This is a genomic window from Carnobacterium sp. FSL E2-0243 (assembly GCF_038003605.1).
Lineage (GTDB): Bacteria > Bacillota > Bacilli > Lactobacillales > Carnobacteriaceae > Carnobacterium > Carnobacterium maltaromaticum.
The window spans coordinates 1,185,564-1,210,372 of the sequence record NZ_JBBOPM010000001.1 but is presented as its reverse complement, the minus strand read 5'-3'; the positions used below and the strand labels follow the sequence as shown (position 1 = coordinate 1,210,372).

Here is a 24,809-nt window from a genome sequence, read left to right as displayed (position 1 = left end):
TTTTTTCTGAAGGACTGGCTCACAAAAACTAGCCGAATAAATGTTTAAAATTTATCTAGCCAACACATAAAAAAGACCAAGGCGACTAAGCCTCAGCCCCTCTACTTATACTCTAGTTTCAATCAGTTTGTACCAATAAAATAAGACATAAAGAGTGCCGCAATATTAAAATAAATTAAAACACTCGTTAAATCACTCAATGTTGTTATAAATGGTCCGCTGGCTACAGCCGGATCGAAGCCTAAGCGATCCATCAAAATTGGAATCAAACTGCCGGCTAAATTTGCTACAGTAATTGCACATAGCATCGCCATTCCAATTACAAAACCTAAGATAAAGTTGTGTTTCCATATCCCTACCACAAAAAAGATTGTTACTCCTGTAACCAATCCTGTAACTAAACCAGTCATAATTTCACTTAAAATCATTTTACCAAAGTTCGTTTGCCCATCTTCTTTAGTTGCTAATTTACGAACAGCAACGGCTAAAGATTGAGTCCCTGCATTTCCTGCAGTTCCTGTAATTAATGAAATAAAAACGGCTAAAATACTTGCATCACTAACCATCACTTCATAGCGACTAATTAGAGAAGCTGTACTCATACCTAAAAATAATAGCGTAATTAACCAAGGCAAACGTTTTGAAGCAGCGATAAAAGGATTTTCAGTTGTTTCATCAACATCAACCCCGGCTAAACCTGAATAATCACTTGTTGCCTCATCATCAATAACATCAATAATATCATCAACGGTAATAATTCCCAATAAATGATCCCCATCGTCAACAACGGGCACAGCTAAAAAGTCATAATCCCGAATCGTTTTTGCAACGTCATTTTGATCATCATCTACTGTAACAAAAACAGGTCGTTCACTCATTAAGTCGGAAATTAAGGCATCATCTTCATTAATAATCAAATCACGTAAAGAAATAACGCCAACCAATGTATCATCTGTATCGACAACATATACATAATAAATTGTCTCTGCTTCGGGTGCCTTGCTCTTTAAAATAGCCATGGCTGAACGAACCGTCTGATTCGCTACAATTGAAACGAATTCAGTCGTCATAATCGCCCCAGCAGTTTCATCTTTATAATGCAGAAGTTCTTTAATTTCATTGGCACTTTCTTCATCCATTAAAGCCAAATACTCTTTTATTTGTTGTTTTTCTAGCTGTTTTAAAATATCAACAGCATTATCGGCGTACATCGCGCCTAACATATCAGCTGCATATTGAAGATCCATCTCTTCTAAATAGATTTCAACAGATTCTTCATCTTCTTCAATAATCTCAAACATGTCACCCATCTCATTTGGAGACAAGAAATGGTACATTTTTTGACGCTCTTCTTTTGTTAAACCTAGATAAAATTGTCCCTGTTCATAGGTATGGGTTGCTAGAAATTCTTCTCGAAATTCAGTTATATTTCCTTGATTCAAGAGTTCTTTTAGTAACTCCATTTGTTTTTCGATTTCTAATTGCGCTTCATTCAATTGATTATCCCCTTTCCCTCACGGCTAGCTATACTAGTTCTTTTTCAGCATCTAACCACTGACGTATATCTGTTGGATAAGGAGCCTTAATATGCATATTTTCTTGAGTAAAAGGATGCACAAATTCTAGTTCTTGGCAATGTAAAGCTTGACGCTTAATCCACTGATTATGACTACCTCCATACAAATCATCTCCTATTAAAGGATGACCTAAATGTGCAAAATGAACCCTAATTTGGTGCGTTCGCCCAGTATGCAAACGAATATCCACTAAAGTTGCTAATGGAAATCTATTTTTTATCCAGAATTCTGTTAACGCATATTTTCCTTCTGGTTTGACCATACGAGTAATAATAGAATCTGGAGTACGACCGATTGGGAGCTCGATTTTTTGATGTTCTGAACCTGAAATAGAGCCAGTAACTAAAGCTACGTAGCGTTTCGTTAGTTTATTTTCTCGTAAAAGGACATCCATAAGTGCATGAGCAAAACCATGCTTAGCAAAAAGCATCAACCCAGTCGTGTCACGGTCTAATCGAGTGACAATATGCACTACTTGATCCGCATAATTTTGACGACAATAATATCCTTTTACACGATTAGCCATTGTTTGTTCAGGATACAATTGAGACGGAATAGATACAACACCAGCGGGTTTATTAACAATTAAAAGATGCTGATCTTCGTAAACAATTTCAATTGGATTTTCCACAGGAACTGTTGTCTCGTAGCCTTTTTCATCTGGAACAGTAATCGTCACCTGATCACCAAAAGCTAAATAGTGAATAGCATTCTGAATTTGACCATTTACCTCAATTTTTCCACCTTGAAATTTAACTTTTGCCAATAAGCCTCGCGAAACGCCTTTTGTTCTTAAAAATTGTTTGACTTGATGTGACTCTGTTTCTTGATAAATCCAACTAAACTCCATGATTTTTCTTCGCTCCAATAAATGCATCTTCCACACGACTCCAAAAATGCGTATGACGATAACGCGCAAAATGGATCCGTTCTTTGGCAATGCGGTAATTAATTTCAATGATATTTTTTTCTGCTGAGGTTAACTGATCAATAGTTAAAATAAAGCCTTCTTCAGTAGCTGGTTTTAATTTAATCCACTCATCTCGAGCGACAATCAAAGGTGAACTTAACGTTCGAAAAACACGGTTATTAATTGAGGCGATTTCAGTCAACTGAATCGCCTCAAGTCGAGGATGAATGACAGCCCCACCTACCGATTTATTATACGCTGTTGAACCTGTTGGAGTTGAAACACAAATCCCATCTCCTCGAAACCGTTCAAACAACTCATCTTTAATGTAGACATCACAAACCATAGTTCCACCAACCCGCTTTAAGGTAGATTCGTTTAATGCGACAAACCGTGCTTTTTCAGGTTGGTTTTGGTAGCAAACCTCAACATCTAATAAAGGATAACTAACACTTTCACCTTCATCAGTGACCAAACTGGCAACTAACTCTTCCAACTCATAATCGCGCCAATCTGTATAAAAACCTAAATGTCCTGTATGAACGCCAACAAATCGGACTTCGTCTAACAAGTGGGCGTAGCGATGAAAAGCAGACAAGAGCGTACCATCGCCTCCAATTGTAATTACAACATTTGGTTTTTTTTCATCAATAACTAACTGATTTTTTTGACAAAGCTTGCGCAACTCCTCAGCTAAAGTAACTGATTTTTTATTATTATTGTAAATAATTGCTATTTTCACAGTCACTCTCTCCTTTGTGAATAAAAATTTCATTGCGTTCACTTAGATTTACTCTGTTAATTTTTTCTTAGCTTGAGGATTTTTTATTTTTAGGATCTTGGTAGCCTTTATTATGAGAAAAAAGTTGTTGAGCTTCTTGAATTTCTACTCTGATTTTTGACATTTCTTCATCCAACTGAAAAGCAGCTTCAGCAGCTCGTTGTAATCTAATATTAATATCTTCAGGAAACTCTCCTTGATACTTATAATTTAATGAGTGTTCAATCGTTGCCCAAAAATTCATTGATAACGTTCTAATTTGAATTTCCATGAGAATTTTTTTCTCACCATGAATCAATTGAACAGGGTATTCTAAAACAATATGATACGAACGGTATCCACTTTCCTTATTGTTTGTAATGTAATCACGTTCTTCGACAATTCTAAAATCGTGCCTACTTCTCAACAAAGCTACAACAGCATGAATATCATCTACAAATTGACACATAATTCTTAATCCAGCAATATCTTGCATATCTTGCTCAACTCGATTAATCGGAATCGAGCGCAATTGAGCTTTAGCTAGAATACTATCTTTAGGTTTTACACGACCGGTCACAAATTCAATAGGACTGTGTTGACTTTCTTGCCTAAATTGCTTACGGATGCCTTTAAGTTTAATTTTTAGTTCATCTACAGCTTGTGTATATGGTGCAAAAAAATCATCCCAATTTTCAATCATTATGCATACCTTCTTTATTTATCTTTTGAAAATCATTACTCACTCATACATTGAATAAGCATACAGAACTATTTTAACATACGTAGCCAAGAAAATGCAGATAGAAATCCGATTATTCGAGAAAATTATGGTAAGATGAGAAGAACAAGAAAGTGAGGGTCTATTATAATGAGTGAAGAAATTGAAATTGAATTTAAAAATCTTTTAACTGAAAAAGAGTATCAAACACTTTTATACTCTTTTAACGCCACTGAAAATGAATTATTTACGCAAATAAACAGTTATTTTGATACTCCTGATTGGGATTTAAAAAAATTACATGCTGGCTTGCGAATCCGTCTATTGCCTGATTCTGCTGAGTTGACATTAAAAACCCCTTTTGAAAATCACTTACTAGAAACAACTGATTCTCTATCTTTAATGGAAGCAGAAAAATTGATTTCTGATGGAAAAATCAAAGCAGACGGTGCTGTGGGAGCTAAATTAAAATCGTTAAACATTTCCCCAGAGCGACTTCGCTTATTAGGCACATTAAAAACGACTCGCTTTGAAAGACAAACATCTCAAGGTCTTTTCGTGCTAGATAAAAGTTATTATGGCAATGAAGTTGATTATGAATTAGAATTTGAGGTTCCTGATTATTCAATTGGAAAAATTCATTTTGACAATTTTCTAGAAAAACATCAGATCCCTCTTCGTCCCGCTAAGAACAAAATAGCACGAATGATTGACGCCACTTTCAAGAAATAAAGCTCCATTTATCTCAATAAAAATAGAATTGTGGCAAATTTGTTACAAGTAATAATTAGCGTTTATCAATGTCAAGGCTTTTTAATACTTTTTTTTCTCTTTTTTTGATAAAGTAAGAGTGTCAAAAGAATTAACCATTAAATTTAACTTACTTTTTACAAAAAATATATAACTAAGGTGAAGATAACTATGTTGGCAAAACCAAATGATACTACTCATTCAAACTCAAATTTTAAAAGAATTATTGAAATTTACCTTTTTGTTAACCCAATTGGCTCTAAATGTTACACTTCAGAGAAAGAAGTCCTTTCTTTTGTTGAGGGACTTGAACAAAAGGTTCATTTTCGCTTTATTCCATTTCATAATTTTCAAACTGTAACTAAGTATATGCAATTTCACAACCTTCCAGAAAAAAATCTCGCTTTTCGGAATCAAATTTGCACGTCCACTTACCAGGCTTCATTGGCATATAAAGCTGCTTTGATGCAAGGGAAGAAAAAAGGTCGAGCTTATTTAATGCAATTGCAGTCTGAACTAATCGAAGATAATTCACTTTTTTCAGAAAAATTGTTAATTCAAGTTGCTGAAAAAGTAAACTTAGATGTTGAAATGTTTATTGAGGACAAAAATTCTGATTTTGCTAAGGCTTCTTATGAAGAAGATCAACGAATTGCTCGTGAAATGCAAATTGAGAGTAATCCTTCTATGGTTGTTTTTGATAACCAAAACGATGATTACGGCTTATTAGTTGAAGACTGTATCTCTGTTGATTTACTAAAAAAATTATGTAATCCTAAATCATCTTTAAAAGAAAACCATAAAAAAATGTTTATTCAAACAGAACATACTCCTTTGCAAAAAAAAAATCTACGTGTACTTTAAAATAAAATCGACTGAAGACAATTGTCTTCAGTCGATTTTATTTTAGTACAAAGTTACTACTCAAAAAGATATCTTTTTTATACTTTCAACTCTGCAATCAAAGCTTCAAATTCATTTAAACGTGCCTCAAAAACATGCATGGCATCGGTAATATAAGCCTTTTCGGTCATATCAACACCGGCTTTTTTCATGACTTCAATTGGGAAATTACTACTTCCTGATTTTAAATAGTCTAAATAATGCTCTAAGGCATGTTCTTCACCAGCTAAAATTTTAGCCGCTAATGCTGATGCTGCCGAAAATCCAGTTGCATATTGATAAACATAGTAATTGTAGTAAAAATGCGGAATTCTAGTCCATTCAATCGCGATTTCAGGATCTTCAACTACGTCAGGTCCGTAGTAACGAGCATTTAATTTCCCGTAATAATCAGACATAAATTCTGTTGTTAAAGGAATTCCTGCTGCAGCTTTTTCATGAATAAAATGTTCAAATTCGGCAAATTGTGTTTGACGGAAAATGGTTCCTTTAAAACCATCTAAATAATGATTTAATACATAGGCTCTAATTTTAGGATCCGTTTGTGTTTCAAGTAAATATTCAGTCAATAGGTTTTCATTCGTCGTTGATGCAATTTCAGCTAAGAAGATTGAATAATCTCCGTAAACGTACGGTTGATTTTTCCGTGTATAATAACTATGAACACTATGTCCCATCTCGTGAACTAGGGTAAACAATTGATTTAGCGTATCATTCCAGTTCATTAAAATATAAGGATTTGTTTCATAAGCACCTGATGAATATGCACCACTGCGTTTCCCACTATTTTCAACTACATCGACCCATCGATTTTCAAATGCCTCTTCAACAATACTTAAATATTCTTCGCCTAAAGGTGCCAAGGCTTTTAATGTTTCTGCTTTAGCTTCTTCATAAGTGTAACTAACTGTTGCTTCACCAGTTATAGGCGTATACAAATCATACATGTGCAACTCTTCAACATCTAGCAGTTCTTTCCGTAATGCTACATAACGATGTAACAATGGTAAGTTTTCTGTCACTACCTCTAATAATGTATCATAAACAGCTTCTGGGATATGGTTTGCAGCTAGAGCTTTAGCTCTTGCTGATGAATAGTGATGTACATCTGCGTTATAGTTATGATATTTTACATGAGCTGATAATGTGCTTGCAAACGTATTTTTTAATCCCTCATAAGTTTTATACAAATTTTTAAAAGCAGCCTCACGCACTTCACGATTAGTACTTTCCATTAATTGTCCATATACACCGTGGGTTAATTGAATATCATTTCCTTCTTCATCCTTAATAACAGGAAATTGAATATCTGCATTATTTAAGACGCTAAAAGTTCGACTTGATGCTCCAAAAATTTCTCCTGCACCAGCCAAGAGTGCTTCTTCATTTGCTGAAAGAATATGAGCTCTTGAACTTGTCATTTGATCAATAAAGTGACGATAGATGTCGAGTTTTTTATTTTCTTCGAAAAATTTAGCAAGCGTTTCTTCTGGAATTTCTAAAACTTCTGGTTCAAACCAAGAAATTGCCTCACTAGATTTTGTTGCTAAATTATTCGCACGATCATACATTGCTTGATACTCTGAATTTGTCGTATCTTGATCATTTTTTAAATGCGCGTAGACATAGATGGTTTCAAGTTGATTGGAAATATCTAACAAATAATCGATTCCTTTTAATAAATCTTCTGAACTTTGACCGATTTTACCTTTAACCGAATCAACTTTTGTTAATTTTTCTTCCAACTCTTGATAGCTTTGATTAAATTCAGCATCTGATTTAAAAATAACTTCTAAATCCCAAGTTAGCTCTTCAGGTACTTCTGCTCTCGTAGGTAATTTTTTTGTTTCTGCCATTTTTAATCCTCCTTAAATTTTCATCACTTTCTAATCTTAACATAGATTGATTAAAAAAAAAGAAATTTTGTTTTTAATTAAGATAAAATAAAAAAACTGCAAATAATTAGTTAAAGAATGCTTTAATGTTTGCTATATTTCTCAATTTTGATACTCCTTAAAAGCCGTCATTTTTTCATTTTCATTTTTATAAAAATAAGGCTTTTTTAAAATAAGCCATTGCTGATTTCCTACTTTTTCAATTAATCCAAACGTCTTCAATGTAGATAGATAAGCCTTACATATAGATATAATCGTTTCAGTTGAAATTTGAGCCAGTTGATGAAGTTCAATTTTTTGTTCGTTTATTAGTTTAAGAAGAAAATCTTTATACTGTGATTCTAAAAAAACAGCCCCTTCACCTTTAAGAGCTAGCCATTCAATAATTAAGTACCGCCAATAGTATGAACTGGTTTTTATTCCACTATTTTTATAAAATGGAAAATAAATCTCTTTCGGAATAGTCACAAGGGATTCGCCTTGTTCATATAAATAATGTTGAAATTTTTTCATCTCAGTTGTGCCATAAAATCGGTTCTGATTTAGATGAAAATGACAATAAAGTAAATGTTGTGCTCCTTTTTCATTTGTATTTAATTGTTGCCCTTTTTTTAAATTGTTTAAAATTCCTATTAGTTTACTGACGGAATTTTTAGGTTTAAGCAAACTAAAATAGATAATTTGATAGCTTAATTTTTTAGCTGGTTCTTCTTCCATAATATGAACCAAACAGAGGAGTTCTTTTTTTAGCACATCTAAATAATACAATTGAAAGCCTAAATCTTGGCGATAATTAAAAAAAGCACGCTGACTCGCTGTAAAACTTTTTTTAGGAAAAAAAGCGTTTCCTAGAATCCAGTATACAGTATAGCCTGCATTATTATATCCTTTTGTTCTTTCTTTCAAACGCTTGATAGATAAAGGACTACATTGAAATTCAATCGCACAAGGTTGATCTGATGACAACCAAATAACCAAATCTGGACGTTGTTTTAAAGAAGGAATGTACGCTTCCAATTGACAAGGAATTCCTTGCTGAATAAACCAGTTATATAACACTCTTTTACCAATTAAGTGTTCTTCTGTTTCTCCTTCTGAAAAAACTTGACACTTTTCACTTTGTAAATGAGCAAAATGTGGAAGTTTTATTTCTCCTTTTTTTAAACAAACGCTTCCCTTACAAACTGGACAAAGATAATGTACTTTATTTTCTTTTCCTTCTTCATGTGCTAAAACATGTTTATTTTGATTGTTTAAAGCAATTAGCATAAAAAAAACTCCTCTCTTAGCACTTATTAGTATTCGTAAAAAGCGCTTTTTTTTGCTGAAAAACTGATTTATTTGATAAAAAACTGAAATAATCTACTAAGTAGTTTATTTCAGTCTTTATTCCGATTCTCAGTATGTATTTAAAAATGGTGCTAAACTAGAAAAACTAGCTTAACACCATTCTTATTTTAAAGATTTCTATACTATTTAAAGTAATGTCTTGTTAATTCTAATGCACTTTTTTCCATGATTAATTTACCATATTCCCCTAATACATCTGCCGTGATTTGGGTTTCTTCTGTAAATTCCAAAGCAATAGCAATCTCATCTTCAACACTTGTTTCTGTCATCTCTTCTACAAAAAATACAAGTTGTAAAAAGTATGATCCCTGATATGAATAAAGATTCGAAACAGCATTGTCAAGATACATCATATTAGCCAGTGAAATCATATCTTCAAATTGATTTAATTTTAAAATCACTTCCGAAGTCAATAACTCTGGGTCTTGTAAATAAGAATCAATTTCATCTAGCTCGTTTGAACTATTCAAAATTTGCTTTTTAACAAATTCGGTAAAATCTTCTGGGGTTGAATTTTCAGGTAGCTCAGATAAGTCAAATTGCTCATTTAAACCGCCGCCTTTACTTATGAACAATTCTAAGCCATTGCCATTAGGTAATACCTGAAAAGTAATTGCATCAGATTCATGGAATTGTTCGTCCACATCAACTTCCTCTAATATACTATAAAAAAAGCTTTCTATTTGCTTATGGTTTCCCAGTAAATCTAGAAAAGTTATGCCACGTTCTTCCAAATCAGCATTTTCAATTAACACACGAATTGTGTTCTCATTAATATGCTCCATTTCCATGATCCTACACCTCATTTCTTCTTCCAACCTACAATTAGTTAGAATCTATATACCACTATTTTAAAGCAAATAAGCAAAAAGTAAAGCTAAATGCTACAATTCATTCAAAAGTTCAGCTATTAACAATCTTATCATTAAAAATAGATTAAATTTACCATTCATTTTTTCCGAGGAGTTGGCTAATAAATAAAAAAACTCTTTTTGACCATTTTAGCCAAAAAGAGTATCTACATTATTTTTTAGGTTAGTAACTAACTAATAGTTGTGCTTGTTGTAACTCTAACGCACGAACTTCTCTTGGTAAGAAACGGCGAATTTCATCTTCGTTATATCCTACTTGCAATCTTTTTTCATCTAGCATAATTGGTCTGCGTAATAAACCAGGATTTTTTTGAACTAGATCAAATAAATCTTGTAATGGCATATCTTCTAAGTCAACTTCGAGTTCTTGGAATACTTTTGAACGGGTTGAAATGATTTCTTCTGTGCCATCTTCTGTCATACGCAAAATCGCTTTGATTTCAGGAATGTTTAAAGGTTCTGAGAAAATGTTACGCTCTTTGTAAGGGATGTTATGCTCCTCTAACCATGCACGTGCTTTTCTACAAGAAGTACAACTTGGTGAAGTATATAATGTGACCATATTTTATTCGCTCCTTTGTCTCGGTTTGTTTCCGAGAGTATATTTTTGCTAATGTGTATTGCTTGTCTACATCTACCATTATAAATCATCTAATAATAAATATCTACCCTTTTCGACATATTTCTGTCACTTTTTCGACATTTCTTGTTAAAACATTTATAAATCAAGCCTTTTGTTCACAATTTTTTTCAAAAAAAGACTTTATTTGATGGTTTTCGTCTTATTTTATGAATAACTGTAATTATTATCATTTGACATTCACTCTATTTTAAAAATAAAAGTCGTCATTCAAAAAAACTAATTAAAAGTAAGTAACTCTTTTATTTAGTTTAGCACTTTTCAAGAAATTATGCTAGAACAATTTTATTTTTATATCAAAAAAAACGATTGAAAAATGTAATTTCCAATCGTTTTACTAGTTTAATAAATTTTAGTACACATAAATATATTTACTTGGCTCAATCCTATTAATTTTTAAAGGAATGAATAGGTGCGGGAATTCTCCCACCACGTTCAATAAATGCGGCTGAAGATTTAGCATTAACTGGCATAACAGGTGCTCTCCCCAATAAACCACCAAATTCTACTAAATCACCAACTTTTGTACCAAAAGCAGGTATCACCCTAACTGCAGTTGTTTTGTTATTAATCACACCAATTGCTGCTTCATCAGCAATCATGGCAGCTAGCGTTGTGGCTGGAGTATCACCTGGAACGGCAATCATATCTAAACCAACAGAACAAATTGCTGTCATTGCTTCTAACTTTTCTAAATTCAGTACGCCTGCTTGGACTGCTGCAATCATACCCGCGTCTTCAGAGACTGGAATAAATGCACCCGATAAACCACCCACATGCTCACAAGCCATGACACCACCTTTTTTAACGGCATCATTTAATAAAGCTAGTGCTGCTGTCGTTCCGTGTGTTCCGACCATTTCCAAACCCATCTCTTCTAAAATATAAGCAACGGAATCTCCAATAGCTGGAGTGGGAGCTAAGGACAAATCAACAATTCCAAATGGAATCCCTAAACGTTCAGATGCCACTCGCCCAACCAATTGACCCATTCGTGTAATTTTGAAAGCTGTTTTTTTAACTGTTTCTGCTACAACATCTAAGGGCTGACCTTTAACTTTTTCAATTGCTCGTTTAACAACCCCTGGACCACTAATCCCAACATTAATTACACAGTCAGCTTCTCCAACTCCATGAAATGCGCCAGCCATAAAAGGATTGTCTTCAACAGCATTGGCAAAAATAACTAATTTAGCGCAACCTAAACCACTAGTTTCAGCCGTCAATTCAGCTGTTTTCTTAACTACTTCGCCCATGTCACGAACAGCATCCATATTAATTCCAGCCCTAGTTGAGCCTACATTAACAGATGCACAAACACTTTCTGTATTGGCTAGCGCTTCTGGGATTGACTGTATCAGAATTTGATCGCCCTTTGTATATCCTTTTTGAACCAATGCAGAGAAACCACCAATAAAATTCACTCCGACAGCTTTTGCCGCTGCATCAAGGGTTTTAGCAAAAGCGACATAATCTTTATCAGCAGAGGCTCCAGCAACAATTGCAATCGGTGTAACTGAAATACGCTTATTAATGATTGGAATACCATATTCAGATTCGATCTGCTCTCCAACTTTAACTAAATCCTTAGCCATAGTTGTAATTTTCGTATAAATTTTTTCCCTAGCTACTTCACCATCTGAGTCTGCACAATCCAACAAGGAAATTCCCATTGTAATCGTCCGGATATCTAAATTTTCTTCATCAATCATGCGAATTGTTTCGCTAATTTGTTCACTTTTCATTCGCTGTTCCACCTCCTTTTAATTTTATAAACTGTGCATTGTTGAAAATAGTTCTTCACGTTGAATGCTAATTTTTACTTTTAATTTATCGCCTGTTGCTTTTAGAGTTTCTTTAACTTGATCAAATTCAGTGGTTGTTTCACTAAGATCACACATCATCATCATAGTAAAATTTCCTTCCATAATGGTTTGTGAAACATCCAAAATATTAATAGTCAATGCTGCTAGTTCCTTGCTCACTCCGGCAATAATCCCAACATTATCTTTTCCAATTACTGTTAATACTGCTTTCATATTCTTCTATTCCTCCTAGAATTAGTTGTTTTTATTTTTTCTAGTATAGCACATTACCTTAGAATTTAATTAAGGTTTTATGAAAAAAAACTAATTTTTTCGTTAATAGCATGTTTTTTATTTTACTAAACATCCTTTGTCTTAGAATAAAAAAACCTTCAGAAGTTAATCTGAAGGTTGACTAGTCCGATTATTTAGGTAATCAATTAAAACTTCGCGTGGGAGATAGCCTGTAATTTTTTCGATAGGTTCTCCATTTTTAAATAAAACCATTGTTGGAATACTCATAATTTGGTAGGCTTCGGCTATTTGTTTATTTTGATTGACATTAAGTTTAGCCATTTTAATTTGATCGTCAGAAAAAAGTGGCGCAACACTTGTCAAAACAGCCGACAAACGTTGACAACCACTACACCATTCTCCCCAAAAATCAACTAATGTTAGACCATTTGAGATTTCTGTCTGAAAATTATCTTGAGTTAGATTAGTGATCATGATGGCACTCCTCACCAGGGTTGCGCTTTAGTGAAAAAGTTGTCGGTACATAATCAAGACCGCCTTTTATAAACGGATGACAACGTAATATACGTGATGTTCCCATAATTGTCCCTTTAATAATGCCATGCTTTTCGATTGCTGTCAGTGCATAAGTCGAACAAGTTGGATAATACCGGCATCTAGGAGGCAACATCGGTGAAATAAACTTTTGATAGAAGCGAATTGGTGCAAGCCATATTTTTTTTAACATTTCAATTGTCTCCTTTAAATAAAAAGTTTGTTGAGCCGATTAGCTCTGGCAGAAAAATAGGAAAATTTGATGTGGCGTTTTTTGCCACCTCGAAATTTCATCTTTTTTCCGAAGGGTTGGCTCATAAGAACTAGCCTTGATAAAAAGTTTGTTGAGCCGGTTAGGCCTGGCAGAAAAATAAGGAAATTTCATGTGGCGCTTTTTGCTATTTTACCATTTATCTTTTTCTCGAAGAACTAGCTTTTCAATACCTTAGTTTTTAAAATTAAATCCACCGTTTTCTCTCTCTTTCTATTATACGCTTTAACTATTAAATTTCTATTTAATTTTGAACTTAGCTTTAATTTAGGATACTTACGAGCTTTTGTGAAAATAGGCTTATTTTAATCATCCTCATCACCTAATTCCATAATCGAACTTTCACGATAATTGACAAAACGTCGTAATTGAATCGCTAAATTCACAGATATATCCCCGTTCTCATATAATTTTTGAATATCGCCACGTTCAGCATTTAAAGCTTTTAATCGTAATTCTTGTAGTTGTTCCTCGTACTCTGCTTGATAGTCTTCTCCAAAACGCTTGATTCGTTCGATTTTATTTCGATATTCAACTATCAGGTGATAAGCAATGGTTTTATCTATCGGAATTTCTTTTTGTTGATTTTGCTTCATATGAGCAGACAATGTTCGAATAGCCAACTTAGCTGTTTCTCTTTCTAAATTTAGCTTTTCTTGATGTTCTTGTCTATAAACTTCTCTTTTATTTATTGGCAAATTCTCTTTAATTAATTGACGATAAACTCTTTTTCCAACGACTACCAATCGATTAAAGCGTGCCACCCATAAATTTCTCAACCCGCGTTTCCGACGATTAAGTTGTTGAATATACAGATGTCCAGTTTTAGTTGAAACAGATTGATTAATAATCATTTTTTCTGTTTGCATTATTTCTGCATTGATTCCAATAATACGAATGTCTGCTTCATCCTTTAAGAATTGAACAATCGTTTCTTTACTATTATATTCCATTTGCATCCGTCTAATCAAATGGTCGTACTCGTGTAATAAATCATAGGCAGCCATCCGATTTTGGGGCTGACTTTCTTGTTCAATAATACTGATTGCTGTATTCATAATACGAATACGTGCTTTGGCTTCCTCAAAATCTGTGACTTCATCACCATCCGTTATCGGCTCCAAAAAATCAACAAAATCATCACCTGATGTTTCAAATCGCCGTTTCGATTTAGTTAACAAAGGCAAAGAAATAGTTGCTGCAACTAGCGTAAATACAATCACACCTGAAGCTATAAAGAGAATAGAGGATCTTCCTGGAAAAGCAAAACCAGTATTTAAAAGATAAGGAATTGAGAGTATACCTGCCATTGTCACAGCACCACGTACTCCAGTTAACCCTGACATTAGTGCGATTTTAAAACTTGGTACTGTTTCTCGTTTAAATTTACCAAAGGAATAATCAAACCACATATAGCTATAGGTCCATAATACTCGGATAATTAAAATAATGAACCATAGTAAAATAACATAACCAAACAGTTGATAGTTATTTCCATTGATTGAATTTTCCAATGCTGTTCCCATTGCAAAAGGGAGTTCAATTCCCAAGATTAAAAACATAATTCCATTTAATAAATAAATAATCACATCCCAGGTTCTTTCAGTAACAATTTGAACCTCAGCCATTCGGCTTTCATTTGCTTTGCGATGATTATTCGCAACAACACCAGCAGCTACAACAGCTATTACTCCAGATGCATGTAACCACTCTTCAACAATAATAAAAATTAAGAAGGGAATCAAAATTTGAATTAGGGTATGGAGAATAACATCTTTAATCCCTTGAATACTTAGCCATTCTTTTAAACCAATAATCAGCCAAGCTAATAGAATTCCCATAAGCAACCCCATTATTGCCATATAAAAAAAATCAGAAATCGCAGCTGTCAAAGAAAAATAACCTGTGACAGTTGCTGCAATTGCATACTTAAATGCAATTAATCCGCTAGCATCATTTACTAAACTTTCCCCCCTTACCAGACGTAAGACACCTACTGGTAGCTTTACTTGTTGGGCAATCCCATTTACCGCTACAGGATCTGTCGGAGATAGAATAGCCGCTAATGCAAAGGCTGCAGCCAGTGGAATTTTTCCATTCATCACCCAGTACATCGTAAATCCACCGATAACCGTCGTGAGAAAAACCAGTAAAATAGAATTTGCTAAAATAGGAATTCGTAACTTCCATAAATCTTTTTTTGGATAATGACGCCCATCGTTATATAACAACGGAGCCACAAATAAAAGCATGAACCACTCAGTATCTAGTTCAATTTTGACATTAAAAACCAATGCAACAAGCAAGCCCAAACCAACTTGAAGCAACGCTGTTGGAATGGCAATTAAGTAATGGCTCAATATATTTGAGGCAATTACTAAAGCAATCAAAATAAGTGTTCCTTCGAGTACTGGAAACATTTGCCTCACTACCTTTCACTAGCGCTCTTCTAACAAATAATAAAGCTTAAAACTAGTATACGAATTTTTCCTTTATTCAACAACTAATAGAACTTACCAATGCCTAATTTTACTCAATTTAACTATACTAAATGCAACTTATTTTTTATACTTGACCCTAAAGCATACTTTAATGTTAAACTTATGTTATTCGATACTGAATCGGCTCAATAAACTTTTTATCAAGGCTAGTTTTTTTGGGCCAACTCTTCGAGAAAAAGATAAATGGGAAAAATAACAAAAAGCGTCATCTCTCCCATTTCCTATTTTCTTGCCAGAGCTAATCGGCTCAACAAACTTTTTATGGGGGTGCATTATAATGGGAAAAAGGATTAAGGCAACTGCAACTGAGGTTGGAATCAGTCAAGAGGCTCTTCGCTACTATGAGAAGAAAGGTATCATCAAACCTGAACGTTTAGCAAACGGATACCGTTCTTATACTCCTGAACAAATAACTGAATTAAAATATGTTTCTGTGATGAAATATGCTCACTTTTCATTAACTGAAATTGCAACTATGACAAGTTTATTTTCCAAACCTCCTACACCTGAATGTAATCAAACATCTAAAAAAATACTCAGCGAAAAAATAGAATATCTTGAAGATACTATTAAACACTACCAAGAAATCGTCCAGCTTTTATCTAGTTTGCCTAGTAGTGATGATTCTGCTTCTTACTTACAAAAGAAACCTGAAATAGATCAATTTATTGAAACTATTTTCGAACAAATTAAACAAACTGAAGGAATTGACTTTTAATGAAAACACTTGAAAAAAAAGATTTTTGGCAACTAACTGATATGCCTGTTCTCTTTCCGATAAACTGTTTTTTAATTGCTGAAAACCAAGAATTAACTTTAATTGATACAGGGCTTAATCGCAGCGCAAAAGGGATTCTTAACACTATTAATAACATAGGCTTGCCTCTAACAAAAATCATTCTAACTCACGCTCATATAGATCATGTTGGAAGTCTTACTAAAATCAACGCAGCTTTTCCCGATGCAGAAATTTTAATTGGAAAACAAGAATGGTCTATTTTACAAGAGCAACTAAATCCATCTAACTCTCATACCTATTCAAACTATCCTTACTTAACACCTTTAGCTGTGGAACCAACTGGATTTTTAGAAGATGGTGATAGGATTAACAGTCTATTAATTATTGAAACTCCTGGTCATACATTGGGATCTATTTCAATTTTTGATCAGCGTCATGGATATTTAGTTGTCGGAGATTTACTTCAAACTCGAGGTGGTCCTGCAATTGCTGGGGATATTCGTCCACTATTCCCTTTTCCAGGAAAAGCTACTTGGGAACCAAAAATAGCTATTCAATCAACTGAAAAAATACTAACTTTTCAACCAAGTCTAATCGCTTGCGGGCATGGTGACTGGCTTACTGATCCAAATCAAAAGTTGTCTTCTTTAGTGACTCGAGCTAAAAAAAAGCTTAATTAATTTACTTCTAAAAAAATGTATCTAGTTGCTCATGTGAAGCTAGATATTTTTTTATATTCAATCTAATTTCGATAACTAGGTTGAAGAATGTATAAAATCATGTTAAACTATTTTCATAACTAATAAAGCAGGTGAAAATTAAATTGAATACGATGGAAAAAGAATTAGAATTATGGGGTCAGGGACTTGAGAAATTCCAACTACCACGATGGAATCTCCTACCGGATATTGATTTATATATGGATCAAGTTCTAACCATGATTGAAAAATATCTATCACCCTTAATGATTCACGAAGATCAAAAAATTATTACAGCAGCGATGATTAATAACTATGTAAAACTAGGTTTAATTCCTGCACCTGTAAAAAAAAGATATACGCGAAAACATATTGCTTTTTTAATTGCAATTTCTATTTTAAAACAAGTTTTTACTATCCAAGAAATCAAGGATGGTATCTTATTTCAAGCTTCTGTTGTAGGTATTAATGAAGCTTTCAATCTATTTTGTGATGAACAAGAGAAATCATTATATGTGGTTGCAGCCCAAGTGACGGGTACAAAAAGCATCCCAATTTTAGAGGAGCAAATACCAATTGATTTTCTAGCAGTAAAACTAGCTACTCTTTCTTTTGCAACAAAATTAATTACAGAAAAAACAATTGCATTAGGTAAAGAAAAAATTTCAACTAAAAAAGAGGCGGAGGAATAATTAATGACAACAGATAAAATAGCATTACTTGTTGATTCTTGTACAGATGTTCCAGATGATATGATTGAAAAATATGGAATGTTTGTGATTCCCTTAAAAATTATTTATAAAGATCGGGTTTATACAGATAAGGTTGATATTAATGCTGAAAAAGTTTATGCGCACTTAGACACAGAAATTCCAACAACTTCTTTACCTGATGGGCAAGAAATTACAACTATTTTTGATAAAATAAAAAATGAAGGCTACACAAAAGTTGTTGTAGTCACCATTTCAAGTGGTTTAAGTGGAACAAATAACCTTGTACGTTTGATTGCTGAAGACTATTCAGGTTTAGATGTTTTTGTTGTAGATACTAAAAACATTGGAATTGGCAGTGGGATGCAAGGTATTCAAGCAGGACAATTAATTGCTTCTGGGGCAGATTGGAACACCATTAAAACAACTTTAACTGCGAATGTTGCTAAATCTAAGGTCTTCTTTTGTGTAGATACTCTTTTATATCTGCAAAAAGGTGGACGAATTGGATTAGTTTCTTCTATTTTAGGTAGCGCCCTTAATCTACGTCCGATTATTTCTTGTAATGAAGATGGCGTTTATTATACAGTTGCTAAAGTTCGTGGCCGCAAAAAAAATCTTGAAAAAGCTGTTGAACTAGCAACTAAATTTATCGGTTCTCACCAACGATTCAATTTAGCTATTGTTGATGGTGCCGCAAAAGAAGAAGCAAAAGAAATCACAGCGAAATTAAAACAATTATTCCCACAAGCTGAAGCAATTTTTGAAGGACCAGTTGGACCCGCTTTAGGCGTTCATACTGGACCTGGCTTGATTGGCATCGGAATTCAATTACTTGACTAAATAAAAATCTCGATAAAAGCAACTTTCTGCTTTTATCGAGATTTTTTATTATTAAGCCCCACAACATTTTTTATATTTCTTACCACTACCACATGGACAAGGTTGATTACGCCCAATTTTAGTAGATAGAACGGGTTGTTGTTTCACAGGAGGTGCAGGCCTTCTATTTGTCATTCTTCTAACAGGTGCTTTAGCAGTCGGAGCTTCTGGTTGACTTGTTTTGATGACAGCTTCCATCTCTGCTTTCTTAGCTGGTGACCAATTAACTGGATTGGCAGCACGCTCAATCATTTCTGGTGCGACCTTTTTCACTCTTTTTAACAAGGTTGGCGCATTTTTTATTTTATTGGTCATTTCCAAAAATGTGAAATATGCTTCTAAAACTTGTTCAATTTGTTTAAAATCATCTGCCGCTAAAATAAATTCAGCTGGGAAATAATCAACTAAGACCTCTTCCAATGAACCAGCAGTCCATTTTTTAGCATCTCTCGAAAATTCTGTATACTGAACTTTTGCAAATGTATAAATGATACTACCACTGATTTCTTTCGTTGCATCTAGTAATTGAGCATACTCTTTTGTTTGCTCAAATTCTGTTTGCCAATCTAGTATCGGTTGCATAACTTTTTCTAATTTTTCTTTTGAAACCTCACTCATTTTAATACCCCTTTTAATAATAGGTAATTTTAACGAACTAAAACTACACCAAATTTTCCACAGATACTTATCATAACATATAAATTTATGCATTTTAAGTTTTTCTTGTAGATATAATGAAATCCTTATCTAGCATGTTTAACTGACTATCGTTTTTCTTAAATTTAAGTGGGTAGTAAATAGACTTGTAATCATACAAAATGGTATAATACCTATAACCATAAAATGCTAGTATTGGATAGGCTTGAAAAAAGAGTTCAATCGAGCTGGTAAAGAGGTAAAGGAGTGCTTGAAATGAATATCGGTTTATTTACCGACACGTATTTGCCACAAGTTAGTGGTGTAGCAACATCAATTAAAACCTTAAAAGATGAATTAGAACAGCAAGGACACAATGTCACTATTTTCACTACAACAGATCCCAACGCAGATAAAAATGAAGAAAATATTATTCGCTTAGCTAGCATTCCTTTCTTTTCATTTAAAGATCGTAGAATTGCAATTAGCGGCTCTCATAGCGCTGTAAAAAAAGCAAAAGAATTAAATTTAGACTTAATTCATACTCAAACAGAATTTAGCTTAGGGTTAACAGGTAAACAAGTTGCTAACCATTTAAAAATCCCTTGTATTCATACCTACCATACAATGTATGAAGATTACTTACATTATATTGCTAAAGGCAAAATTGTTAAGCCTTACCATGTAAAAATTTTAGCTAGATATTTTTGTAATCAAACGAATGGTTTAATTGCTCCTAGTGAGCGTGTTTTAAAACAATTGCGTGATTACGATGTCGTTCGACCAATCGAAATTATTCCAACAGGTGTCGTACTAGAGGATTTCAACTTGACTACAAAAGTTAATATTAGGCAAGAATTAGGGATTTCGACCGATACACCTGTTTTACTTTCGTTAAGTAGACTTTCGCAAGAAAAAAATATTACAGCCCTTTTACTAGCTATGCCTGAACTACTTCAAGCCAAGCCAAATTTACAACTAGTGATTGTTGGAAAAGGACCACAATGCTCTGAATTGAAAGCCTTAGCTACTCGTTTAGACATTACAGATCATGTCATTTTTGTTGGTGAAAAAAAACGCCAAGAAGTTCCTGCTTATTATGCTATGGCTGACTTATTCGTTAGTGCATCTGAATCTGAATCGCAAGGACTAACCTATATTGAATCTTTAGCTTGTGGAACAAATATTATTGCCAAACAAAATGAGTATACAGAAAGTTTAATCGGCAATGGGGATTTCGGAAAATTATTTGTTCAGGATGAAGATTTAGCTAGTACCATTTTAGCTGAACTTGATAAACCCAAAGATTTAGCAGATTTAGAAAAAAAACGGACTCAACTGCTTTACGATATTTCTTCTGAAGCTTTTGGAAAACATGTATTTGAATTTTATCAAACAGTTATAGCAGAATATCAATACAAAGCACCTCGTGGGTTAAAAATTGTAAAATTTTATAGATAATTAAATTGAATTTGCCCTTATTTTCTTTGCTACTCAATGAGTAGTGAAGTTCTTTTTATAGTTGAAGACACTCGCTCTTCAAAAAAGTATAGTATATAGATAATAAAGTGAGGGATAATTTATGTCAGTCATGCGTCTAAACCAATTGTATTTATTTACTTCTGGTTTACTTTTACTCTTAGTAGGTTCGATCATCATCGCAGAAAATGTGAGTCTTTTCTTACCTTTTAAATTTTTCATAGTGGGGATTCTACTATTTGATGGTCTATCACATGTTACGCAATTTATTCAGAAAAAAAAATCGGGAAAAGAAACTTTATTAAATACTAGTTTTGATTTGATACTAGCTGCTATTTTCTTCTTTTCAGACATCCCGTTTTATTTATTGGCTGTTGCTTTCGGAGGCTATATTGCACTAAAAGGAGCAGCCCTTTTAGTCAATTATCAAACATACAGAGACAACCAATTACCTAATCGTTTAAATCTGCTTTTAGGTGGTTTGAGTCAAGTAATTATTGGTATTCTTTTGTTTTTCTCGCCACGGTTGACTCTTAATCAGATATTAATTATTATTGGCCTTTATTTTATTTTTTATGGTATTTCTAATTTATTCTTTACGATTCAAGCCTTCATATCACCCGAAACAAAGAATCGCTTAAAACGAAAAATTCGTTTTACCTTACCCGTTTTTATTGAAGCTTTTATTCCCAGAGCTGTTTTAAAAGAAACAAATGCCCTTTTAAAACCAGAATCAATTGCCTCAAAAACAAATGAAATGACTTCCTCTAAGAAAGAAGCAACTGTAGTCCCTGATTTAGAAATTTTTATTCATGTAACTGAAAAAAGTTTTGGATCAATCGGTCATATGGATTTATGTTTTGAAGGTGAAATTATTTCTTACGGAAATTATGATGAGGATTCTTATCGTCTCTTTGACACGCGAGGCGAAGGTGTTTTAATCTCGACGAACAAAGAAAGTTACATTCCATTTTGTATCGAACATAATAAAAAAACGCTTTTCGGTTTCGGAATCCAGCTAAATGAGCAGCAGCGTGCTGGCATTCGCCAAGAAATAAAAAAACTGAAAGAAGACTGCTATTCTTGGAAATCTCATTTAGAATTAGCGGAAAAAGAAAATCCTAACAGTATTGTCGAAAACGAATATCTTGATTATGCAAGCTGTCTCTACAAAGCAACACATTGCCAGCTGTATAAATTTAAAAAAGGCCCTTTTAAACATTATTTTGTTTTAACAACAAATTGCGTTTTGCTTGCTGATACAATTCTAGGACCATCAGGCATTGATTTATTAACTATAAATGGTATTTTAACACCAGGAACTTACCTCGATTTTTTAAATCATGAATTTAAACGCAAAAATAGCAATGTGATCACTTATCAAGTCTATAATTAAATCAAAAAACACCTTCACAGCTATCTAGACTGTGAAGGTGTTTTTTAAGTTAGTTGATACAAATCGCTAGGAATATCAGCTAATAATGGAGAAATTGCGCCATAACTTGTCACAATTAAACGATGCATTGCTCGTGAACAAATCGTATATAATAGCGTTCTTTCAGACTCTAATTGATAGTTATTCGCAGAAGCATCTAAGACAATAACAGTATCAAATTCCAATCCTTTAGCTAGATACGAAGGTAAGATAATCAAACCATCTGCTAATTTTTGATTTTCTTTACTAATTAAAGTCAAATCAAAATAATCTTTTAAAGCTGCATATGCCTCTTCACACTCTTTTTTTGTCTTGCCGATAATTGCTGTTAAAGTCGAGACTTCATTTGTTTTTTTCAAAACCTGAGTAATTTCAGCTATTATCTCTTTATAAGAGGATCGTACAACAATTTGTGGCAATTCTCCTTTTCGATCAAAAGCTTCTATCATTTGAGAGTCCAATAAAATTCCTTTGGTGAAATTTGTAATATCAGCTGTTGAACGGTAGGTTTTAGTTAAATCAATTTGGCTAATTTTATCTTCGTCAAACAAAGGTTTAATACTATCTAATAGCGTTTTTTCTTTTTGTTTATTCTTAAAGATTGCTTGGTTTAAATCCCCCAACATTGTGAAGCGACTATTAGGAAATAAGGATTTCAGATAACGAATTTGTTGTGCTGAGTAATCTTGAATTTCATCAATAAAAACAAACTTAATCGTGCGCATCGTTTCCTTGCCTACAATCAAATCTTGTAAATACAAATAAGGAACCGTATCTTCCATCATTATTTGTTTTCGATTAAGTTGTTTAATAACAAAGGCTTCCTCAGCTTGCCATTCTGCTAAGCTTACACCATAATTTTCAATCTTAATTAATTTAGGAACCACTTTTAAGAAATTTGCGTACTGTGCTTTATAGTGGAAATAGCTTTTTTTATTTAAAGCTTTACGAACTTTTTTAAATTGTTTCGTAACAACTTTATTCGCTAAAAACTCTTTTTCTTCTTTAAAACTAGTAAATTTTTGATTATTCATTAAAGCTTTATACTCTTCTTCGCTTAATAATTCTAAATAGTCTTCAACCCAATCTTTTTTGCTCTCTTTTTTTATAATTGGTTTCAAACGCTTTAAAAGTTCTTCCGTTGTATAAGTAAAGCGTTGTGCCAATGTATAATGCTCAGGGAAAGAATAAAAGATAGTACTAATTTCTTTTTTTGAAAATAATACTTCTTGTTTAAGCTTCACTTCTTTAAAAATCATACCGCCTTTAGAGACATATTCAGCATACCGATCCAAAGCCTTGAAAAAAATTGGCTCTTCTTTTAAATTCATAATAGCTTGACGTTTTTGGTTCTTTTTGTTTTCAAATTGCTCAAATAAACTTTCTACTTTCAAACCAGAAATACGTGATTGAGCAAAATCTAAAAATGTAGTTTGAATCATATTTTTTTCACCCAACTCTGGCAATACGTTGGAAATGTAATGATTAAATAATTTATTAGGTGAAAAAATCAACATTTGATTAGAATCTAACCCATTTCTAAAATGGTACAATAGATAAGCAATTCGTTGTAAAATAGCAGAAGTTTTACCACTTCCAGCTGCTCCTTGAACAAATAACAATTGGCTAGTTGTATCACGGATAATTTTATTTTGTTCTTGCTGGATAGTAGAAACAATACTTTTCATTTGTGTATTTGATTGATTCCCTAAAATATCTTGCAACATTTCATCGCCAATCGTTTCACTTGTGTCAAACATGGCTTCAATTTCTGCAGCTTTGATTAAAAATTGACGTTTTAAAGAAACATCAACCGTTTGAACCCCATCAGGCGTTAAATAATTCACAGCGCCTAGTGCACCATCATAATAGGCACTTGAAATTGGAGCACGCCAATCATACACCAAAAATTGATCATCATCACTCATAAACGAAGCAATCCCAATATAAATCTCTTCAATTGGTTCTTCACCTTCACGAATATCAATTCTTGCAAAATAAGGTGCATCTTTCAATTTACTAATAGCTTTTAGTTGTTTTTCAACATGTTTATAGTTTAATTCTCGTTCCTGCAATAGTAATTCTTGTTGGCGAATACTGACTTCTGTTTCAATTACATCATCTGGTTCGCTAACATTAACTGTCACATCTTTCCAAAAATTCGAACGAATTGCTTGAGCTTCTTCCCGAACATTTTCCACAGAGCTAGTCAAAATGGCCTCACGTTTAACCATTTGAGCGACTGTCCAGTCTACTCTCTCTTGTTCATAGTTAAACTCATCGGTATTCTTTTCCATTCAAAAACCCCCATGTTTTTAATAGTTGACAACTCACATAAAATTAGCTATAATTAAAGTATAGAGTATGTATATACTTATTATAACTATAATTTAAAATAAATATCAACTTCCCCATTGTATCACTTTATGGGAGTTTTTACTAGCCTTTCATCTACTTTTAACCTTTAGGTTGAGTGAGATGGATTT

The 24,809-nt window shown here is 33.2% G+C and carries 23 protein-coding genes; 8 read left to right on the top strand and 15 right to left on the bottom strand.

Going from position 1 to position 24,809, the window contains the following annotated elements; all coding sequences use genetic code 11:
* Positions 1-122: 122 nt before the first annotated feature.
* The 4 genes from mgtE to MHI00_RS05660 all read right to left on the bottom strand — a co-directional run bounded on the left by mgtE (position 123) and on the right by MHI00_RS05660 (position 3,950).
* Positions 123-1,496: a magnesium transporter gene (gene mgtE / locus MHI00_RS05675; protein ID WP_010050651.1), complete on the bottom strand. Its 1,374-nt coding sequence runs from the start codon at positions 1,494-1,496 to the stop codon at positions 123-125.
* Between the two features lie 28 nt (positions 1,497-1,524).
* Positions 1,525-2,427: an RluA family pseudouridine synthase gene (locus MHI00_RS05670; protein ID WP_057000706.1), complete on the bottom strand. Its 903-nt coding sequence runs from the start codon at positions 2,425-2,427 to the stop codon at positions 1,525-1,527.
* Positions 2,417-3,229, bottom strand: a complete 813-nt coding sequence (locus MHI00_RS05665; protein ID WP_015076977.1) for an NAD kinase — start codon at positions 3,227-3,229, stop codon at positions 2,417-2,419. The genes MHI00_RS05670 and MHI00_RS05665 overlap by 11 nt, the downstream gene beginning before the upstream one ends.
* Positions 3,230-3,296: 67 nt before the next feature.
* Positions 3,297-3,950 (bottom strand): GTP pyrophosphokinase, encoded by a 654-nt coding sequence (locus tag MHI00_RS05660; RefSeq protein ID WP_010050647.1) that lies wholly within the window; start codon positions 3,948-3,950, stop codon positions 3,297-3,299.
* A 168-nt stretch (positions 3,951-4,118) separates the two neighbouring features.
* Here MHI00_RS05660 and MHI00_RS05655 point away from each other — a divergent pair, with 168 nt between their 5' ends.
* Both MHI00_RS05655 and MHI00_RS05650 read left to right on the top strand, forming a co-directional pair.
* Positions 4,119-4,700, top strand: a complete 582-nt coding sequence (locus MHI00_RS05655) for a CYTH domain-containing protein (RefSeq protein WP_056999621.1) — start codon at positions 4,119-4,121, stop codon at positions 4,698-4,700.
* Positions 4,701-4,889: 189 nt separating this feature from the next.
* On the top strand, positions 4,890-5,582 hold the full coding sequence (locus tag MHI00_RS05650; RefSeq protein WP_341111869.1) for a DsbA family protein: 693 nt from the start codon (positions 4,890-4,892) through the stop codon (positions 5,580-5,582).
* 77 nt (positions 5,583-5,659) lie between these two features.
* Here MHI00_RS05650 and pepF read toward each other — a convergent pair whose 3' ends face one another.
* The 9 genes from pepF to MHI00_RS05605 all read right to left on the bottom strand — a co-directional run bounded on the left by pepF (position 5,660) and on the right by MHI00_RS05605 (position 15,663).
* Positions 5,660-7,477, bottom strand: a complete 1,818-nt coding sequence (pepF, locus tag MHI00_RS05645; RefSeq protein ID WP_318588801.1) for an oligoendopeptidase F — start codon at positions 7,475-7,477, stop codon at positions 5,660-5,662.
* A gap of 141 nt (positions 7,478-7,618) precedes the next feature.
* Positions 7,619-8,785, bottom strand: coding sequence for a competence protein CoiA (locus MHI00_RS05640; protein ID WP_341111865.1), 1,167 nt, complete (start codon positions 8,783-8,785; stop codon positions 7,619-7,621).
* Between the two features lie 203 nt (positions 8,786-8,988).
* Positions 8,989-9,657 carry an adaptor protein MecA gene (locus MHI00_RS05635; protein WP_010050637.1) on the bottom strand — a complete coding sequence of 223 codons (669 nt, stop codon included), beginning with the start codon at positions 9,655-9,657 and terminating at the stop codon, positions 8,989-8,991.
* Between the two features lie 244 nt (positions 9,658-9,901).
* On the bottom strand, positions 9,902-10,300 hold the full coding sequence (spxA, locus tag MHI00_RS05630; RefSeq protein ID WP_010050634.1) for a transcriptional regulator SpxA: 399 nt from the start codon (positions 10,298-10,300) through the stop codon (positions 9,902-9,904).
* A gap of 467 nt (positions 10,301-10,767) precedes the next feature.
* On the bottom strand, positions 10,768-12,123 hold the full coding sequence (locus MHI00_RS05625; protein ID WP_010050631.1) for a PFL family protein: 1,356 nt from the start codon (positions 12,121-12,123) through the stop codon (positions 10,768-10,770).
* Between the two features lie 24 nt (positions 12,124-12,147).
* Positions 12,148-12,417, bottom strand: a complete 270-nt coding sequence (locus MHI00_RS05620) for an ACT domain-containing protein (protein ID WP_010050629.1) — start codon at positions 12,415-12,417, stop codon at positions 12,148-12,150.
* Between the two features lie 165 nt (positions 12,418-12,582).
* The gene (locus tag MHI00_RS05615; protein ID WP_201735285.1) at positions 12,583-12,912 is read right to left on the bottom strand and encodes a thioredoxin family protein; all 330 of its coding nucleotides are present in this window, start codon (positions 12,910-12,912) and stop codon (positions 12,583-12,585) included.
* The gene (gene yidD / locus MHI00_RS05610; protein WP_341111847.1) at positions 12,902-13,165 is read right to left on the bottom strand and encodes a membrane protein insertion efficiency factor YidD; all 264 of its coding nucleotides are present in this window, start codon (positions 13,163-13,165) and stop codon (positions 12,902-12,904) included. Before yidD ends, MHI00_RS05615 begins: the two co-directional genes overlap by 11 nt.
* 383 nt (positions 13,166-13,548) lie before the next feature.
* Positions 13,549-15,663: a cation:proton antiporter gene (locus MHI00_RS05605; protein WP_010051848.1), complete on the bottom strand. Its 2,115-nt coding sequence runs from the start codon at positions 15,661-15,663 to the stop codon at positions 13,549-13,551.
* Between the two features lie 358 nt (positions 15,664-16,021).
* Here MHI00_RS05605 and MHI00_RS05600 point away from each other — a divergent pair, with 358 nt between their 5' ends.
* The 4 genes from MHI00_RS05600 to MHI00_RS05585 all read left to right on the top strand — a co-directional run bounded on the left by MHI00_RS05600 (position 16,022) and on the right by MHI00_RS05585 (position 18,734).
* The gene (locus tag MHI00_RS05600; protein WP_317914685.1) at positions 16,022-16,462 is read left to right on the top strand and encodes a MerR family transcriptional regulator; all 441 of its coding nucleotides are present in this window, start codon (positions 16,022-16,024) and stop codon (positions 16,460-16,462) included.
* Complete coding sequence (locus tag MHI00_RS05595; protein WP_341111837.1) at positions 16,462-17,163, top strand: MBL fold metallo-hydrolase; 702 nt, start codon at positions 16,462-16,464, stop codon at positions 17,161-17,163. The genes MHI00_RS05600 and MHI00_RS05595 overlap by 1 nt, the downstream gene beginning before the upstream one ends.
* A gap of 143 nt (positions 17,164-17,306) precedes the next feature.
* The gene (locus tag MHI00_RS05590; protein ID WP_010051845.1) at positions 17,307-17,873 is read left to right on the top strand and encodes a DUF1836 domain-containing protein; all 567 of its coding nucleotides are present in this window, start codon (positions 17,307-17,309) and stop codon (positions 17,871-17,873) included.
* Between the two features lie 3 nt (positions 17,874-17,876).
* Positions 17,877-18,734, top strand: coding sequence for a DegV family protein (locus MHI00_RS05585; protein ID WP_010051844.1), 858 nt, complete (start codon positions 17,877-17,879; stop codon positions 18,732-18,734).
* Positions 18,735-18,785: 51 nt separating this feature from the next.
* On the opposite strand, the gene MHI00_RS05580 is transcribed toward MHI00_RS05585, so the two are convergent.
* A complete protein-coding gene (locus MHI00_RS05580) occupies positions 18,786-19,391 on the bottom strand; it encodes an SEC-C metal-binding domain-containing protein (protein ID WP_010051843.1) in 606 nt (201 codons plus the stop codon).
* Positions 19,392-19,685: 294 nt separating this feature from the next.
* Here MHI00_RS05580 and MHI00_RS05575 point away from each other — a divergent pair, with 294 nt between their 5' ends.
* Complete coding sequence (locus MHI00_RS05575) at positions 19,686-20,870, top strand: glycosyltransferase family 4 protein (protein ID WP_010051842.1); 1,185 nt, start codon at positions 19,686-19,688, stop codon at positions 20,868-20,870.
* A gap of 121 nt (positions 20,871-20,991) precedes the next feature.
* Entirely contained in the window at positions 20,992-22,284 is a 1,293-nt protein-coding gene (locus MHI00_RS05570) for a DUF308 domain-containing protein (protein WP_016356545.1), read from the top strand.
* A 44-nt stretch (positions 22,285-22,328) separates the two neighbouring features.
* Here MHI00_RS05570 and helD read toward each other — a convergent pair whose 3' ends face one another.
* Positions 22,329-24,620, bottom strand: a complete 2,292-nt coding sequence (helD, locus tag MHI00_RS05565) for an RNA polymerase recycling motor HelD (RefSeq protein ID WP_341111824.1) — start codon at positions 24,618-24,620, stop codon at positions 22,329-22,331.
* Positions 24,621-24,809 lie beyond the last annotated feature (189 nt).